Source organism: Bacillus sp. ILBB4 (assembly GCF_035064545.1).
Lineage (GTDB): Bacteria > Bacillota > Bacilli > Bacillales > Bacillaceae_H > Priestia.
The window spans coordinates 261312-276513 of the sequence record NZ_JAIQVD010000005.1 but is presented as its reverse complement, the minus strand read 5'-3'; the positions used below and the strand labels follow the sequence as shown (position 1 = coordinate 276513).

Annotated in this window: 17 protein-coding genes and 1 other RNA gene; 8 read left to right on the top strand and 10 right to left on the bottom strand. The window is 39.6% G+C overall.

Features of this window, described 5'->3' with window-relative positions:
* The first annotated feature begins 124 nt into the window (after positions 1-124).
* From LAV82_RS22265 to LAV82_RS22255, 3 genes are all read left to right on the top strand, one after another.
* Positions 125-751, top strand: a complete 627-nt coding sequence (locus LAV82_RS22265) for an undecaprenyl-diphosphatase (RefSeq protein ID WP_029319284.1) — start codon at positions 125-127, stop codon at positions 749-751.
* Between the two features lie 327 nt (positions 752-1078).
* Positions 1079-1516, top strand: coding sequence for a MarR family winged helix-turn-helix transcriptional regulator (locus LAV82_RS22260; RefSeq protein WP_013085370.1), 438 nt, complete (start codon positions 1079-1081; stop codon positions 1514-1516).
* Positions 1517-1543: 27 nt separating this feature from the next.
* Positions 1544-2185: a nitroreductase family protein gene (locus tag LAV82_RS22255; RefSeq protein WP_034648443.1), complete on the top strand. Its 642-nt coding sequence runs from the start codon at positions 1544-1546 to the stop codon at positions 2183-2185.
* 32 nt (positions 2186-2217) lie between these two features.
* Here LAV82_RS22255 and moaD read toward each other — a convergent pair whose 3' ends face one another.
* The 5 genes from moaD to LAV82_RS22230 are packed head-to-tail and all read right to left on the bottom strand — an operon-like array spanning position 2218 to position 5729.
* Positions 2218-2451: a molybdopterin converting factor subunit 1 gene (moaD, locus tag LAV82_RS22250; RefSeq protein WP_013085372.1), complete on the bottom strand. Its 234-nt coding sequence runs from the start codon at positions 2449-2451 to the stop codon at positions 2218-2220.
* A gap of 2 nt (positions 2452-2453) precedes the next feature.
* Positions 2454-2918, bottom strand: coding sequence for a molybdenum cofactor biosynthesis protein MoaE (locus LAV82_RS22245; protein WP_499716900.1), 465 nt, complete (start codon positions 2916-2918; stop codon positions 2454-2456).
* Positions 2915-3442 (bottom strand): molybdopterin-guanine dinucleotide biosynthesis protein B, encoded by a 528-nt coding sequence (gene mobB, locus LAV82_RS22240; RefSeq protein WP_274157000.1) that lies wholly within the window; start codon positions 3440-3442, stop codon positions 2915-2917. Before mobB ends, LAV82_RS22245 begins: the two co-directional genes overlap by 4 nt.
* On the bottom strand, positions 3430-4695 hold the full coding sequence (locus tag LAV82_RS22235) for a molybdopterin molybdotransferase MoeA (protein ID WP_499716899.1): 1266 nt from the start codon (positions 4693-4695) through the stop codon (positions 3430-3432). The genes mobB and LAV82_RS22235 overlap by 13 nt, the downstream gene beginning before the upstream one ends.
* A 17-nt stretch (positions 4696-4712) precedes the next feature.
* A complete protein-coding gene (locus LAV82_RS22230) occupies positions 4713-5729 on the bottom strand; it encodes a molybdopterin-synthase adenylyltransferase MoeB (RefSeq protein ID WP_274157002.1) in 1017 nt (338 codons plus the stop codon).
* 161 nt (positions 5730-5890) lie between these two features.
* Here LAV82_RS22230 and mobA point away from each other — a divergent pair, with 161 nt between their 5' ends.
* On the top strand, positions 5891-6460 hold the full coding sequence (gene mobA, locus LAV82_RS22225) for a molybdenum cofactor guanylyltransferase (protein WP_211078570.1): 570 nt from the start codon (positions 5891-5893) through the stop codon (positions 6458-6460).
* A 12-nt stretch (positions 6461-6472) separates the two neighbouring features.
* On the opposite strand, the gene moaA is transcribed toward mobA, so the two are convergent.
* The 3 genes from moaA to LAV82_RS22210 form a co-directional block, all read right to left on the bottom strand.
* Positions 6473-7489 (bottom strand): GTP 3',8-cyclase MoaA, encoded by a 1017-nt coding sequence (gene moaA / locus LAV82_RS22220; RefSeq protein WP_499716898.1) that lies wholly within the window; start codon positions 7487-7489, stop codon positions 6473-6475.
* A 46-nt stretch (positions 7490-7535) separates the two neighbouring features.
* Positions 7536-8282: a formate dehydrogenase accessory sulfurtransferase FdhD gene (gene fdhD, locus LAV82_RS22215; RefSeq protein WP_370506938.1), complete on the bottom strand. Its 747-nt coding sequence runs from the start codon at positions 8280-8282 to the stop codon at positions 7536-7538.
* Between the two features lie 66 nt (positions 8283-8348).
* Positions 8349-8693 carry a Na-translocating system protein MpsC family protein gene (locus LAV82_RS22210; protein WP_013085380.1) on the bottom strand — a complete coding sequence of 115 codons (345 nt, stop codon included), beginning with the start codon at positions 8691-8693 and terminating at the stop codon, positions 8349-8351.
* A gap of 367 nt (positions 8694-9060) precedes the next feature.
* On the opposite strand from LAV82_RS22210, the gene fdhF reads away from it, so the two are divergent.
* The 4 genes from fdhF (at position 9061) to modB (ending at position 14078) form a co-directional block, all read left to right on the top strand.
* On the top strand, positions 9061-12000 hold the full coding sequence (fdhF, locus tag LAV82_RS22205; protein ID WP_499716897.1) for a formate dehydrogenase subunit alpha: 2940 nt from the start codon (positions 9061-9063) through the stop codon (positions 11998-12000).
* 11 nt (positions 12001-12011) lie between these two features.
* Positions 12012-12491: a helical membrane plugin domain-containing protein gene (locus tag LAV82_RS22200; RefSeq protein ID WP_013085382.1), complete on the top strand. Its 480-nt coding sequence runs from the start codon at positions 12012-12014 to the stop codon at positions 12489-12491.
* Between the two features lie 125 nt (positions 12492-12616).
* Complete coding sequence (gene modA, locus LAV82_RS22195) at positions 12617-13414, top strand: molybdate ABC transporter substrate-binding protein (protein ID WP_499716896.1); 798 nt, start codon at positions 12617-12619, stop codon at positions 13412-13414.
* Positions 13415-13421: 7 nt separating this feature from the next.
* Positions 13422-14078, top strand: a complete 657-nt coding sequence (modB, locus tag LAV82_RS22190) for a molybdate ABC transporter permease subunit (protein WP_211078574.1) — start codon at positions 13422-13424, stop codon at positions 14076-14078.
* Between the two features lie 155 nt (positions 14079-14233).
* Here modB and ssrA read toward each other — a convergent pair.
* Positions 14234-14595: a transfer-messenger RNA gene (gene ssrA, locus LAV82_RS22185) on the bottom strand.
* 137 nt (positions 14596-14732) lie between these two features.
* Positions 14733-15200, bottom strand: a complete 468-nt coding sequence (gene smpB, locus LAV82_RS22180) for an SsrA-binding protein SmpB (protein ID WP_013059694.1) — start codon at positions 15198-15200, stop codon at positions 14733-14735.
* Positions 15201-15202 lie beyond the last annotated feature (2 nt).

Sequence of the window (15202 nt, the reverse complement as noted above, 5' to 3'; positions counted from 1 at the left end):
CCTTTTTATATCATTAAATGCCCTTAAATTTTGGATTTTAATTGATTTTTAATGTGAAATTCATTGTTTTTTTAGAGTGTCAATCTAAACTAAGAGTGAAAAGTACTGCATAAGGAGAAAACAAATGAACCTTAATTACGAAGTATTTCAATGGATTAACTCGTTTGCTGGTAAATCCAGCGCAATGGATTCTGTAATGATTATCATCACGAATAGCGTTCCTTATTTTATAATGGCTTGTTTGCTTTTGCTTTGGTTTAGCGGAAAAACAGAAAGAACAATTTATCACCGTTATACGGCTTTATACATGTTGTTTACAATTGTACTTTCTCTATGTATCAATGAAGTCATTCACCTGGTGTATTACCACCCGCGTCCGTTTGTGACTCATCACGTTCATAAGCTGATTCCGCACCCGGCTAATTCATCTTTTGTGAGTGATCATTCGATTTTAGTCTTTTCTGCTGCTTGGATCATGTGGTTACGAAAAAACAAATGGAGAAGCATCATTTTTATATGGGCTGTCATTTCGGGCCTTTCACGTATTTACGTAGGCGTTCACTATCCAGCAGATGTACTTGGAGGCATGGTGATTGCGGGAGCTATCGGATGCTTTATTATATACGTTTCAGCTAAAACAGCTCCTCTTATTCAGCGATTATTCTGGATTCACGATTTGATTATCAAGCGTATTCCGTTTCTATCTCCCTATACGCACGAACAAATTAGCAAAAAAAATCATTCAGCTTAAAGAGGCTGAGACAAAAATAGTTTAGCTGAAGTGAAAAACGAACCACTAATCAAACAGTTTGATTAGTGGTTCGTTTTTTTTGTTATGGTGAACGTAGATTTTATCTGTTTCGTTCCTTCCAGCAGTCCAGATTATATATCCAGATTATTCGCCTTTGGATGGGATTCATTTCGTTACGTCTCAGCCTCTTTTTTTATTATTTTTAAAAACCAACGTTCACTTTCTTGACTTTCACTTTTATTTATTTTATATTAGTTGATGTATCAAACATTGATGTATCAAATATTAATCCATCTATAAATATCATAGAAAAAGGGAGCGACTTTCTTGTCACATTCATGTTCTGAAAAAGCAAATGTTCTGTATGCTCTGCAAGAAGTTAATAAACAAATTAATCAAAAGTTTGAGCATTGTACCGGTGTTAGCCAATCACGTCTTGATATTTTACATCAGCTTTATGAAACAGGTGAAATGAGTCAAAAGGCGCTTCAACAGCAAGTAAACATTGACAATGCTGCAATTACAAGGCATTTAAAGCAGCTCGAAGAAAGAGATGTTGTATCACGCCGTAAAAACCCTGATGACAACCGCGTAACATTTGTAAAGCTTACGAAAAGCGGACATGAAAAAATCGGTGCATTTCGAAACGAAAAAGCTCGCTTTATTGATGAAGCATTTAAAGATTTCAGCGAAGAAGAACAGCTGCTGCTTTCCAAAATGCTCGAGCGTTTAAAAGTAAACATTTCGGCCATTGAACGGTCATAACATTTTTAACATAAAGGAGAGTTCATCATGACACAAACAAAAACACTAAACAATGATTTCCAAGATATTATTACAGGGCGCAGATCTATTCGTTATTACGACCCATCTGTCAAAATCAGCCGTGAAGAAATGAAAGAAATTTTAACAGAAGCGACGCTAGCTCCATCTTCTGTTAATGCACAGCCTTGGCGCTTTCTAGTAATTGATAGCCCTGAAGGAAAGGCAACATTAGCTCCGCTTGCTAAATTTAATCAATCACAAGTAGAAACATCAGCAGCTGTTATTGCGATTTTCGGCGATTTAAAAAGTGAAGAAAATTTAGATGAAATTTACGATAAAGCTGTTGAACTAGGCTATATGCCACAAGAAATTAGAGATATGCAAATTCCTAAAATCAAAGCGCACTACGCAGCTGCTTCTGAAGAATTAAATAAAGAAACAGTATTAATTGACAGCGGTTTAGTATCTATGCAGTTAATGCTTGCTGCACGTGCTCACGGTTATGATACAAACGCTATTGGCGGTTATGAAAAAGATCAAATTGCCGAAGCATTCGGTTTAGACAAAGAGCGCTATGCGCCGGTTATGTTACTTTCAATCGGCAAAGCAGCAAATAGCGGTTACCCGTCTGTACGTTTACCAATCGAAAAAGTAGCTCAATTTAGATAATAAAAAAGGTGCTGTATATTCAGCACCTTTTTTTATCCTCCACTAACGGGCGGAATAAATGCGACGGTATCTCCCGTTCCAATGGTTTCTTCATCTGTTACAAACTCTTCGTTGACTGCGGTCATCGTTTGCTTCAGAGAGGACAACTTATACGTTTTTTGCACATATTCCTTTAATTCCTTCACTGTTATATCTTGCTTATCAACTGTTACTTGTTCCACTCCAGCCTCTTCACGTATAGCAGCGAAAAATAAGACGTTAATCATTTTTACATCTCCTTCATTGGCTTTCCTTCAGGATATTCTTTCGTTTCTAACTGATCTCCAATCCATTTTGTTCCGTCTTCCCAAAATTCCTTTTTCCAAATTGGCACAATTTGCTTAATACGTTCAATAGCATACTCGTTTGCTTCATAAGCTGTTTTGCGATGCGGAGAAGAAACGGCAATAACTACTGCGACTTCTGTTATATCAAGCTTCCCGATTCGATGAGTAATAGCTGTCAAAGCATCGGGCCACTTTTCCTGAATTTCGTCACCAATTTGGCTAAGCATTTTCACTGCCATTGGCACATAGGCTTGATATTCAAGAGAGAGCGTCTTCTTGCCTTTTGTAAATTCTCTTACCGTTCCAATAAATGTCGTAATAGCTCCCGCGTCTCTTCTAGAAACTTTTTTAATTATTTCATCTACGGCAATTGACTGATTTACTACTTCAAATAAGTGCTGGTTCATCTTCTTTCCCCCACTTCTTTCAATAAAAAATTAAGATAAAGCTCGTCTTCTTGTAAGCGAAATATTGGATATGCTCGCTGCACTTCTTTTTTAAGCGGAACGTGACTGATCACGCATATAATATTGGTTAGAGAGGAAAGCAGAACAAGATCTTCTTCACTTCGAATCAAGACTACTTTTGGATAGGATTCTTTTTTATATCCTTCAACAAAAATGACATCTGGCGAGAAAAATTGATAAAAATCAATCAGCTTTTTTAGGCTCCAGTCTTTACTATCTGCCGTAAGCTGAAAGATTCCACCTCCCTCTACACCTGCCACATCGGCACCTGCTTGCTGGTGGCGATGACTGTCTTTTAGCTCACTGCTGCTATCTGGAGGTCCGCCGTGTCCATGGTGCTTAATAGAACCTACACATAGATTGAATTGTTTCGCTCTTTTAATGAGCTTTTCCACTAAAGTAGTTTTTCCGCTGTTTTGAAATCCAACTACTTGTAAAACGGTACAACAAGCTACCAAGGCCATTCACTTCCCCGCACGTCATCTAGCAATAAGACGTCAACCAGCATTCCTTCTTTGTATCCTCTCGTCCCTCCAGGAAATATAATTAATGTATCCGCATGAGCTAAAGAAGAAACAGCACTAGATTTTGTAAAGCTTAATGGAGAAGCAATTAGCTGTCCTTCCCTGTATGAAAGCCTGCCAGATACAAATCGCATAAAAGGATTTGGCTTTAAGAAGTCCTTTCCTAACAAAGCTTTTTCTTTCCGAAGATGAGGGGTTCTTTTACCCGCATATGTACTGATTACCGGACGAGCCAGAAGTTCAAAACCGACATAGCACGCTGTAGGATTTCCCGAGAGGCCAAATAAAAGCTTTTCTTTCATACGAGCAACCGTTGTTACACTACCTGGTCTCATTGCTATTTTATTAAAAAGAACTTCGGCTTGTAATTGTTTATACACATCTGGTAGATAATCATAGTCTCCTACTGAAACGCCGCCCGTTGTAATCAGCATGTCCACTTCTGATAGTGCAGCTTTTACCGCATTGTAGCACTGACTTAAATCATCAGGCATAATACCAAAATAGTTCACTTCGCCTCCAGCTTTTTCAATTTGCGCACGCAGCATATGAGCATTGCTATTACGAATTTTGCCCCGTTCAACAGGATCACTCACTTCCACTAGTTCACTTCCAGTTGCAAGTAATCCAACTACAGGTTTTTTGAAGACAGCTACGTTACTATAACCAAATGTGGCTAAAAGAGCTGCTACTCCCGAAGTGATATACGTTCCTTTTGAAGCTAACACAGTGTCTTTTGTTGTTTCTTCTCCTTGAAAAGAAATGTTATCTCCGCTGTTAAACGAACGCTTGATTTGAACGATCGGCTGATTGTCTTTTGTATATTCTTTTGTTACTTCAAGCATCGCAACCGCATCGCAGCCTTTAGGAATAGGAGCTCCTGTCATAATACGCACAGCCTGCATCGCGTTGACTGTATGTTCAAAAACAGAACCCGCTCCTATTTCTCCTCGAACAGCCAGTTCTACTGGATGAAGTGATGATGCTTCTTTCGTATCTTGCGACCGAACGGCAAAACCATCATATGGAGAACGATCAAAAGCAGGAATATCATGATCTGCTATTAAATCTTCAGCTAAAAATCTGCCGTGAGCTTCTTCAAGCGCAATGATTTCTTGCTTTCTGTTTTTTGCATACTGCATCACTCGTCCAACGCATTCTCCGACAGGGATAGGAGTTCGCTTTTCTCTCATTCTTTTCACTCCTTTACTCATCCTAGTAAACGATAATATAAGCTTCTCGCAAATTGAATATCATTCGTTCCATGAATAAATACACGGCCATCTTGAAAAATTACAAAGCGCTGCTCTAGAAGCTGACATGACAGAAGATATGGATTGCGGTCCACTTTCCCCTGTTTTTTTAACCGTTTTTCCAATTCATCGAAGTTGTACAAATGGTGCTGCGAGGGTCTGATTTGAACCGTCTCTCTGCCGCACAGAACTTCTGTTTTAAGCTGATTTTCATACGCTAAGTAAGGATATGTTTGGGTCGATCCGCAAGAAGAACATTTATCACTTTTCATTTTGCCCGTCTTAAATTCAGCATGCTGATTATTCCAGACGTCAAAGGTTAGAAATGTGTGGCGCAAAGCTTCAACATCTTCGACTAAAATTTTTAATGCTTCGGTTATTTGATAGGCTGCCACAATTTGAACAGCGGGACTAATAATTCCTGCTGTCTCACAGGTTGCCCCTCCGACAGGCACTTTTTTCAATATGCAGTGCAGACAAGGGGTTACATTTGGGATAACGGTATAAGTGGCGCCATAACTCCCTACACATGAGCCGTATATCCAAGGAACTTCATACTTATGTGACAAATCATTTAAAATAAAACGGATGTCGAAGTTGTCTGTCGCATCGATGATCAAATCGGCTGTTTGGACGATACTTTCTAAATTAGCAGGCTGAGCATCCATCACCAGCGCTTCAATCTTCACTTCCGTGTTTATTTGACGCAAACGATTTTTTGCTGCTACAGCTTTAGGTAGTTTGTTTTGCGCATCTTGTTCTGTATAAAGCTGCTGACGCTGTAGATTACTCCATTCTACATAATCACGATCTACAAGAGTCAACTTTCCAATTCCAGCACGCACGAGGGCTTCTGCGCTAGCGCTGCCTAGAGCCCCTGCACCTACAACTAAAACATGCTTACTTCTAATTTGCTGCTGCCCTTTGTTTCCAACGGGCTGGAAAAGCTGCTGACGTGAATAACGTTCTGTCACTCTTTTCTCTCCCTTTCTCATTCAATCTCTGACTTCACTATCTATTCCTTCGTCAAAGATATTTCTTTAGAAACATGCTATTATACACATAAAGCTACGCTGCTTTATGGAGACTTTTTTGCATAAATATACAAATATATTTTGATGGAGGTATTTAATAAATGTCCATTGCAGGCATTGTATTAGCAGGAGGAAAATCTTCTCGCTACGGTCAACCAAAAATGTTTGAAACCTATAACAAGAAATCATTTTACGAATATAGTATAGATGCATTAAAAGAAAATCACGTCACACCTATACTTGTGTCTACCAACCAAGATTTACTCCCTTATTTTCAAAGAAAGGATGTTGCATTTGCAGTTGAAAAATGCCCTTATCAAGGTCCTTTGTATGCAATTCATCACGCTTTAACTGCGATCGATTGCTGCGCTGAATGGTTCTTTATTCTTTCTTGCGATATTCCTTTTATTAATGCTGAGTTTGTTCATCACATGGTCACACTGACTCAAACGGACTCACCTGACATTGTTCTTCCTGTTCAGCCTGATCACATTCACCCGCTTCTAGCACTCTATCACCGTAGAACGCTTCCTCTTATTGAGCAACTCGTTACACAAGGTGAAAGAAGGCTTACGCAATTGTTGAATCAGACAAACGTCCTTCGCGTGCCTTTTTCAGCAGAAGATCCCACTTTTATAAATGTGAATCATCGCAGTGATTGGGATGTATAAAGCTTCTTTGAATTATCCACCAATATGAGACATTTCCACTTTTTCAGCGCCTTGGACCTGTCTTCCATTAGCTCGTTCGTCTGAGTAACGATCTTTCCGATGATTCCAGATATCAGAAATGGTGTCACAAACAGTATGATCAGAGGCTTCTGACCGTATCAGTGTGCGGAGGTCATATCCTTTTGACGCGAACAAACAGGTATAGAGCTTTCCTTCAGCCGATACTCTTGCGCGTGAACAAGTGGTACAGAATGAATCTGTGACAGATGAAATGATACCAATTTCCTCTTCTGTCCCGACGTATCGATACCTGGTGGCTACTTCTCCCGTATAATGAGGTGTAATTTCTTCAAGAGGCATTTCTTGTCCAACTATATCAAGAATTTGTTTCTTTGTTATAACCTCATCCATTTTCCATCCGTTTGAATTTCCAACATCCATATATTCAATAAAACGCAGCGTATGTTTTTTGTCTTTAAAATAGTGAGCCATCGGAAGAATATCCTGCTCATTCTTGCCTTTTTGGACAACCATGTTTATTTTGACTGAAATCCCCGCAAGAGCTGCTGCTTCTATTCCTTCTAATACTCGTTTTACGCTTCCTCGGTTTCCATTCAACTCTTGAAATCTCACTTCATCAAGCGAGTCTAAGCTAACGGTTACTCTTGATAATCCCGCTTTTGATAAGGCTTCTGCATGCTTCTTTAACAGTGAGCCGTTTGTTGTTATGGCAATATCATCTATACCCTCAATTTGCTTCAGACGATTGATTAGATCCGGCAAGCCTTTTCTTAGCAGCGGCTCTCCTCCCGTTATACGCACTTTTTTTACTCCTAGCGATGCGAATAATCTAGTGAGTCTCTCTAATTCATCAAACGAAAGAATTTTTTCGGCAGGTAAAAATGGATAGTCTGCCCCAAAAATTTCTTCAGGCATACAATATCGACAGCGAAAGTTACAGCGATCTGTTACTGACAAACGCAAGTCTCGTAAAGGACGCTTTAAAGTATCAACTATAGTGTATGACATCTGCCTCATCTCTCCTCTCTCTAGCTGTCAGCTTCTCCACAGCAGATTAACTCTCTCTTAAAATTCTTTCCGGGCATGTATAAATATTCAACGAATCATTTCGAATAAACCCTACCGTTGTAATTCCCAATTCTTCTGCTAGATTTAAAGCAAGTTCAGTCGGGGCGGATTTTGAAAGAACCACTTCACACCCGATCTTCGCTACTTTCAACAAAATTTCTGAAGAAATACGGCCGCTGAAAACGACTACTTTATCTCTAATTGAAATATGGTGTTTTAAGCAATACCCGTATAGTTTATCTAGAGCATTATGCCTACCAATGTCCATTCTGCTAAGCATAAAGCCATTTTTATCACAAATAGCAGCGTTATGAACGCCACCCGTTTCTTGAAACGTAGCAGCAGATTGCTGCAGCTTATTCATCAATTGAAAACAATCCTTAATTGAAAGTTCTACCGATATATCGTTCATTTTTTTAGCAGTCAGTGCATCATTTATAAAGACAAACCCTTGTCTGCTCGCCCCGCAGCAAGACGTGATATATCGTTTATTTTGAAGGTTTTGAAAATACGGGTTTAATTTATCTATTGTAACATGAACATACCCTTCTTTTTCTTGAACCCATATGTTTTTAATGTCTGTGTATGCTCGAATAACCCCTTCAGATGCTAAATAGCCAATTACCATATCTTCAATGTATTGCGGGCTACATACCATCGTGACAAACTCTTCTTCATTAATTTTCACAGTCACAGGAAACTCCGTTACAATTTTATCTTCCACGCTTTCCATTTGACCATTTTTAAATCTAAGAACTGTACGCTTCTTAACGGTCGAGTTCATGTGATGTCTCCTTTTTTAAATAATATTTTTATCAAAAACGAATACGGAAACCGCTATATTTTCTTTTATTTTCATATCTGAAAATAAATTAACCAACTTTGCTCCTACCAATTCTTCTAGCCCTTCGGGCGGATTCGATGCATATACATCTTGGATCATTTTTGTTCGAGCTAGATGAACCATGTCACATCCTTCAGCAGTGCTTGCAATAAATGTTTCTGTCGGAGTTAAATTTCCATACAGTGTTGAGACAGCCATATTTTCAACAAAAACCGTATGTATTCTTTCCGGTCCTTTTCCAAATAAATCTTTTCGAAGCTTCCGAATAATATCATTAAATTCATGAATAGTTTTTGACATAATCAACGCTCTCCCACCGATTAAAATTAAATTGTGCATTTTATTCCTACAGTTTTTTTATCATAAATCAACACTTCAAAAAATAAAAGCCTAAAATCTTTGCAGCAAAACTTTTGAATAGAGTTGGGTATTTAAAAAAGTTGTGCATTTAAAAACGTAGCGATATAATTATAAATAACCGAGATGGAATAATAATAATAATGAATTGTTATTACTCTATCACTTTTTCTTAACGATATAAATGGGCCGGATTGGCATATTAGTAAGACCTGCTAGTAAACTATTCCACCATGATTGCACTTCCCTTATTTAATTAGGCGTGTGTATTCATGGTGGTTTTTTGTTTTTATATAAAGGAGGAAAACAAATGAGTCGTGAAACCATCACTGTTCATATAAATGGTAACGAATACAAGGCAGCTTCAGGCTCTACCATACTCGAAATTATTAACCAGCAAAGCATTGAGCACCCTCAGATTTGTTATGTGCCTGAAGTAGACCCTATTCAAACTTGTGACACATGTATCGTTGAAATGAATGGCGAGTTAGTTCGTTCTTGTTCTACAAAAGCTGAAAACGGCATGAAGATTGAATTACAATCAGCACCCGCAAAAGCGGCACAGACGGAAGCAATGGATCGTTTATTAGAGAATCATTTGCTATACTGCACCGTTTGCGATAATAACAACGGAAACTGTAAATTACATAACACGGCTGAAATGATGGAGATTGAACATCAAAAATACCCCTATACGCCAAAGGCCTCAGAGAATGAAGTCGATATGTCTCATCCGTTCTACCGTTATGAACCTAATCAATGCATTGCTTGTGGACAATGCGTAGAGGTTTGTCAAAATCTTCAAGTTAATGAAACACTCTCTATCGACTGGGAAGCGAAACGTCCCCGCGTTCTCTGGGATGACGGTGTAGCAATCAATGAATCTTCTTGTGTGAGCTGCGGTCAATGTGTAACCGTATGCCCTTGTAATGCCTTGATGGAAAAATCCATGCTTGGAGAAGCTGGATTTATGACTGGGCTTCCAAAAGACGTTTTAAATCCAATGATTGATTTAGTTAAAGAAGTAGAACCTGGATACAGCGGAATTTTTGCTGTTTCAGAAGTGGAAGCCGCTATGCGCGAAACACGCACGAAAAAAACAAAAACTGTCTGTACATTTTGCGGAGTTGGATGTTCATTTGAAGTATGGACAAAAGGCCGTGAAATCCTTAAAGTTCAGCCTAGCTCTGATGCTCCCGCAAATGCCATTTCAACCTGTGTGAAAGGAAAATTCGGCTGGGATTTTGTAAACTCTGAAAAACGTATTACTAAGCCTTTAATCCGAAAAAATGGTGCATTTGTAGAGTCGTCATGGGAAGAAGCCCTCGACTTAGTAGCAAGCAGGTTAAGCTCTATTAATCAGCAGTATGGACATGGATCAGTTGGTTTTATTTCTTCTTCTAAGATTACAAACGAAGAAAACTATGTTATTCAAAAGCTGGCTCGCCAAATGTTTGAAACAAATGACGTAGACAACTGCTCTCGCTACTGTCAGTCTCCTGCAACTGATGGATTATTTCGAACAGTGGGAATGGGAGGCGATGCCGGCACGATAAAAGACATCGCAAAAGCTGGACTGGTTATCATCGTTGGAGCTAACCCTGCTGAAGGTCATCCTGTATTAGCAACTCGCATCAAACGCGCGCATAAGCTTCATGACCAAAAACTAATCGTCGCAGATTTGCGCAAAAACGAAATGGCTGAACGCTCTGACATTTTTATCAGTCCAAAACAAGGTACGGACCAAGTATGGCTAATGGCTGTAACAAAATACATGATTGACCAAGGATGGCACAATGAAAAGTTCATCCAAGAAAACGTCAACTATTTTGAAGACTTTCACTCTTTGCTTGAAAAGTACACGCTTGAATATGCTGAACAAATTACGGGTATTCCAGCAGCAACGCTCATTCAAATAGCTGAAATGATTCGAGACGCCGATGGAACCTGTGTGCTGTGGGGCATGGGCGTAACGCAAAATACGGGAGGCTCTGATACATCAGCGGCTATCTCAAACCTGTTGCTTGCTACTGGAAACTATCGACGCCCTGGAGCAGGCGCTTATCCGCTCCGAGGCCACAATAACGTCCAAGGAGCATGTGATATGGGAACTCTTCCTGCTTGGCTTCCAGGCTATCAGCACGTCACAGACTCAGTCGCCCGAGCAAAATTTGAAAAAGCATACGGTGTAAAAATTAAAGATAAGCCAGGGCTTGATAATATTCAAATGCTGCATTCAATTGGTGAAGGAAAAATGAAGGCCATGTACCTTGTCGGAGAAGATATGGCTCTTGTTGATTCAAATGCTAACCATGTACACGAAATATTATCAAATTTAGATTTTTTTGTCGTCCAAGACATTTTCCTTTCGAGAACGGCTCAATATGCTGATGTTGTACTTCCTGCTGTTCCTTCTCTTGAAAAAGACGGAACGTTTACCAATACGGAGCGACGTGTCCAAAGATTGTATCAAGCATTACCAACGCTCGGTGATTCAAAGCCGGATTGGTGGATTGTTCAAGAGATTGCCAACCGCTTAGGTGCGAACTGGACGTATACACATCCTGGTGATATCTTTGCAGAAATGGCTAGTCTATCACCTCTATTCGGCCAAGCCAGCTACGAAAATCTTGAAGGCTGGAATAGCTTCTTATGGGGGAGCTTAGAGGGAAAAAGCACGCCGTTACTTTATGTCGATGGGTTTAATTTCCCAGATAAAAAAGCGCGCTTTGCTTTATCACATTGGGTACTTCCTGCCGAATTCCCAGAAGAATATGATCTACACATTAATAATGGAAGAATGTTAGAACATTTTCATGAAGGGAATATGACCAATAAATCAAGCGGCATCCAATCAAAAGTACCGGAAGTATTTGTAGAAATTTCACCTCAGCTTGCCAAGGAGCGTGAAATTGAAGAAGGTTCGCTTGTCAGATTAATCTCACCGTTTGGAGCAGTAAAAGTACAGGCATTAATTACAGAGCGAGTAAAAGCAAATGAGCTGTATCTTCCAATGCACTCTGTTCATAAAGATTCGGCTATTAACTTCTTGACGGGACCTGCAGTCGACCAACGAACAAATACGCCGGCTTACAAACAAACAAAAGTACGGATGGAAGTATTAAGTAAAGGTGGAAAAACGCCTTTACCGTCTACAAATCCGCGTAACAAAAAACGTCATCCTCAAAATGGGGTCGAGGTTCAGCGTAAATGGAACCGTCCTGGCTACGTCCATTTAACAAGTAAATAGGAGGAGAAAAGATGGCACAACCTATTACAGAAATTAAGAAACCTCTTCTAAGCGAGGAAGAAGAAAAACAACAAAAATTAGAAGATTTAACTTCTCTGCTGGCAGATAATGAAGAAGCGTTGAACCGTATTCTCGGTATTGTTGGCGAACTTAACGACATGGGTGTTCTTGAAGCTGCTGATTCAATGATTCAAGCGAAAGAAAAAATCTCAAAAATTGCGCTTCATCAAATTTCCAGAGAACCGGTAACCAATTTAATTAATACTCTTATGGGTGCAAGCAGCGGTTTGATGAAGGCAGATCCAGAGGTAACTGCTAAACTTGTAAATAGCGCAACAGCTGGTATGAACGAAGCGAATGAATATGTAAAAACAGGAAAAAAAGTAAGTGCATTAGCTCTTATAAAAGCGCTAAACGATCCAGATGTCAATCGTGCAATTGGATTTGGGCTTCACTTTTTAAAAGGAATGGGCAAAGCGTTGGAAGAATAAATGAAGCAGCGACTTGAAAGTTTTCCCCCTTTCAAGTCGCTGTTTTCTTTTTAGGAAGTCAAATTTTAAATGAACGTGATATAGTTATACTAAATTGCTTTACTACAACTAACTGAGGTGACACGATGCAACAATACTTTAAACCCTTATTCGCACTATTATTTTTAATTATGTTTACTGCTGCTTGTTCGAACGAAACAAATACCGATCAATCCGCAGCTCAGCACAAAAACATCAGCTTAACGATATCCGCTGCGGCCAGCTTAAAAGATGCGCTCACTGATATTCAAAAGCAATATGAAAAAAAGCATCCAAATATAGACTTGAAATTTAATTTTGGAGCTTCAGGCTCGCTGCAACAGCAAATTACAAACGGCGCACCTGTTGATTTATTTTTTTCAGCAGCGGAAGACAAGTTTGATGCACTAGTAAAAGCAGGAGCTATCTCCAAAGAGAATGGTGCTGACTTGGTTGGCAATGACCTTGTGCTTATCGTGCCAAAGAATAATACGTCTGCTATCACAAATTTTGAAGATCTATCAAAGCCGACTGTTCAAAAAATTGCAATTGGAATACCAGAATCCGTTCCTGCCGGACAGTATGCGAAGGAGACTTTTGAACACATGAACCTCTGGAAAAACATTGAGCCAAAAACCGTCTATGCGAAAGACGTACGCCAGGTGCTTTCCTATGTAGAGACAGGAAACGTTGAAGCTGGGGTGGTTTATAAAACCGATGCCTTGATTTCAAAAAAGGTGAAGATTGTCGCTACTGCAGATAATAGCACTCACAAACCAATTGTATATCCTGTAGGCGTTATTAAGGATTCGAAACATCCACAAGAAGCAAAAGCTTTTTATCAATTTTTACAAAGTAAGACGGCTCTTGACACTTTAAAGAAATACGGTTTCACTGCAAATTGAGGCCGCTATGATTCAAGAATTTTTATCTCCTCTTCAGCTATCGCTTAAAATTGCATTAGTAGCAGGATTTGTCGTTATTATTTTAGGCACTGTTATAGGAAAACTGTTATCCAGGAAACACTTTAAGGGAAAAGTGATGATTGAAACGGCGTTAATGCTCCCGTTGGTGCTCCCTCCGTCCGTTGTTGGATTTTTATTGATTGTCATATTCGGGAAACGCAGCCTGCTCGGCCGGGCAATTGAATGGGTCTTTCAACAACCCGTTATTTTCACATGGTGGGCAGCTGTTATTGCCTCCGTTGTCGTTGCGTTTCCGCTTATGTATCAATCTGCCAAAACAGGCTTTCAAGGCGTAGATTACGAAATTGAAGACGCAGCTCGAGTAGATGGCGCAAGCGAATGGAAAGTCTTTTTCTTTATTTCTATCCCTTTAGCTTCTAAAGCCATCGTAACAGGAGGAGTGCTAAGTCTGGCAAGAGCACTCGGAGAGTTTGGAGCCACTTTGATGTTTGCCGGCAATATTCCAGGTGAAACTCAAACTGTGCCTACCGCTATCTACGTAGCGATTGACTCTGGAAACATGAATCTCGCTTGGCTATGGGTTATTTCAATCGTCTTTCTTTCCTTTCTTATGCTGCTTTTTGTTCAGCTTAAACAAAAGTAAAAGGATGCCTCTTTGTGTAAGAGGCATCCTTTTATTTCTTTCCTGCTTTTTTCAATTTTACATAAATCATAAATTAAAAAGGAGCTAATCAAATGAAGAGCATACATTTGATTAACTCCTGTTATAAGTAAGGTAAGCCACCATACAATATGTATTGGTGGAGACGGTGGGAGTCGAACCCACGTCCAGAAATATCGCCACTTAAGCGTCTACGAGTGTAGTTGGCATATTGATCATTCGCGAGCTGTTCTGCCTACCAACAGGCGTCCCAGTCGCTAGTCTGATTATTCTCTTCCTTCGTCCTCAGACGGCGAACTCCGGCGTAGCCCACTTAAAGTGAGTCCCTTACCCTACCACATGGGCGATGGAGGGAGGAACCGCTAAGCTACTATTATGCAGCTAAAGCGAAGTTATTGTTAGATTTGCCAGTTATTATTGGCGTTGATGTTTTAACGAGGCCATCTCCTCGACTCGCAACCTAAGCTCGAACTACCCCTGTCGAATCCGTAACGTCCCCATATAAAAGGGAGTCGGAATGTGTAAGAAAAAATCTTACATCAGATAGCGACTTCAGTGTGCAAAATGAAATCTAACTGATAACAATACTTATTATATCACAAAATGAGCATTTTGCAATTGTAAGATTTTGTAATGTTACATCTTTTGACGATCACGAAATGCTCGCTCGATATCGCGCTTCGCTTCTTTTCGCTTTAAGTCTTCACGCTTGTCATATTTCTTTTTACCCTTACCAAGCCCTAGTAAAACCTTTGCGTATCCATTTTTTAAATACACTTTTAAAGGAACTAATGAATAACCCGTTTCTTTTGAATAGCCAATTAGCTTGCTGATTTCACGCTTATGCAGCAATAGCTTTCGTGTACGCAACGGCTCATGATTGTATCGATTTCCTTGTTCGTAAGGACTAACGTGCATATTGTGTAGAAATACTTCTCCGTTTTGCACACGAGCAAAAGAGTCCTTTAAATTTACACGCCCATTACGAATTGATTTGATTTCCGTTCCTTGTAGAACAATACCCGTCTCATATGTTTCTTCAATAAAAAAGTCGTGGCGGGCTTTTTTGTTTTGTGCAATTAATTTCCCTTCACCTTTTGGCATAA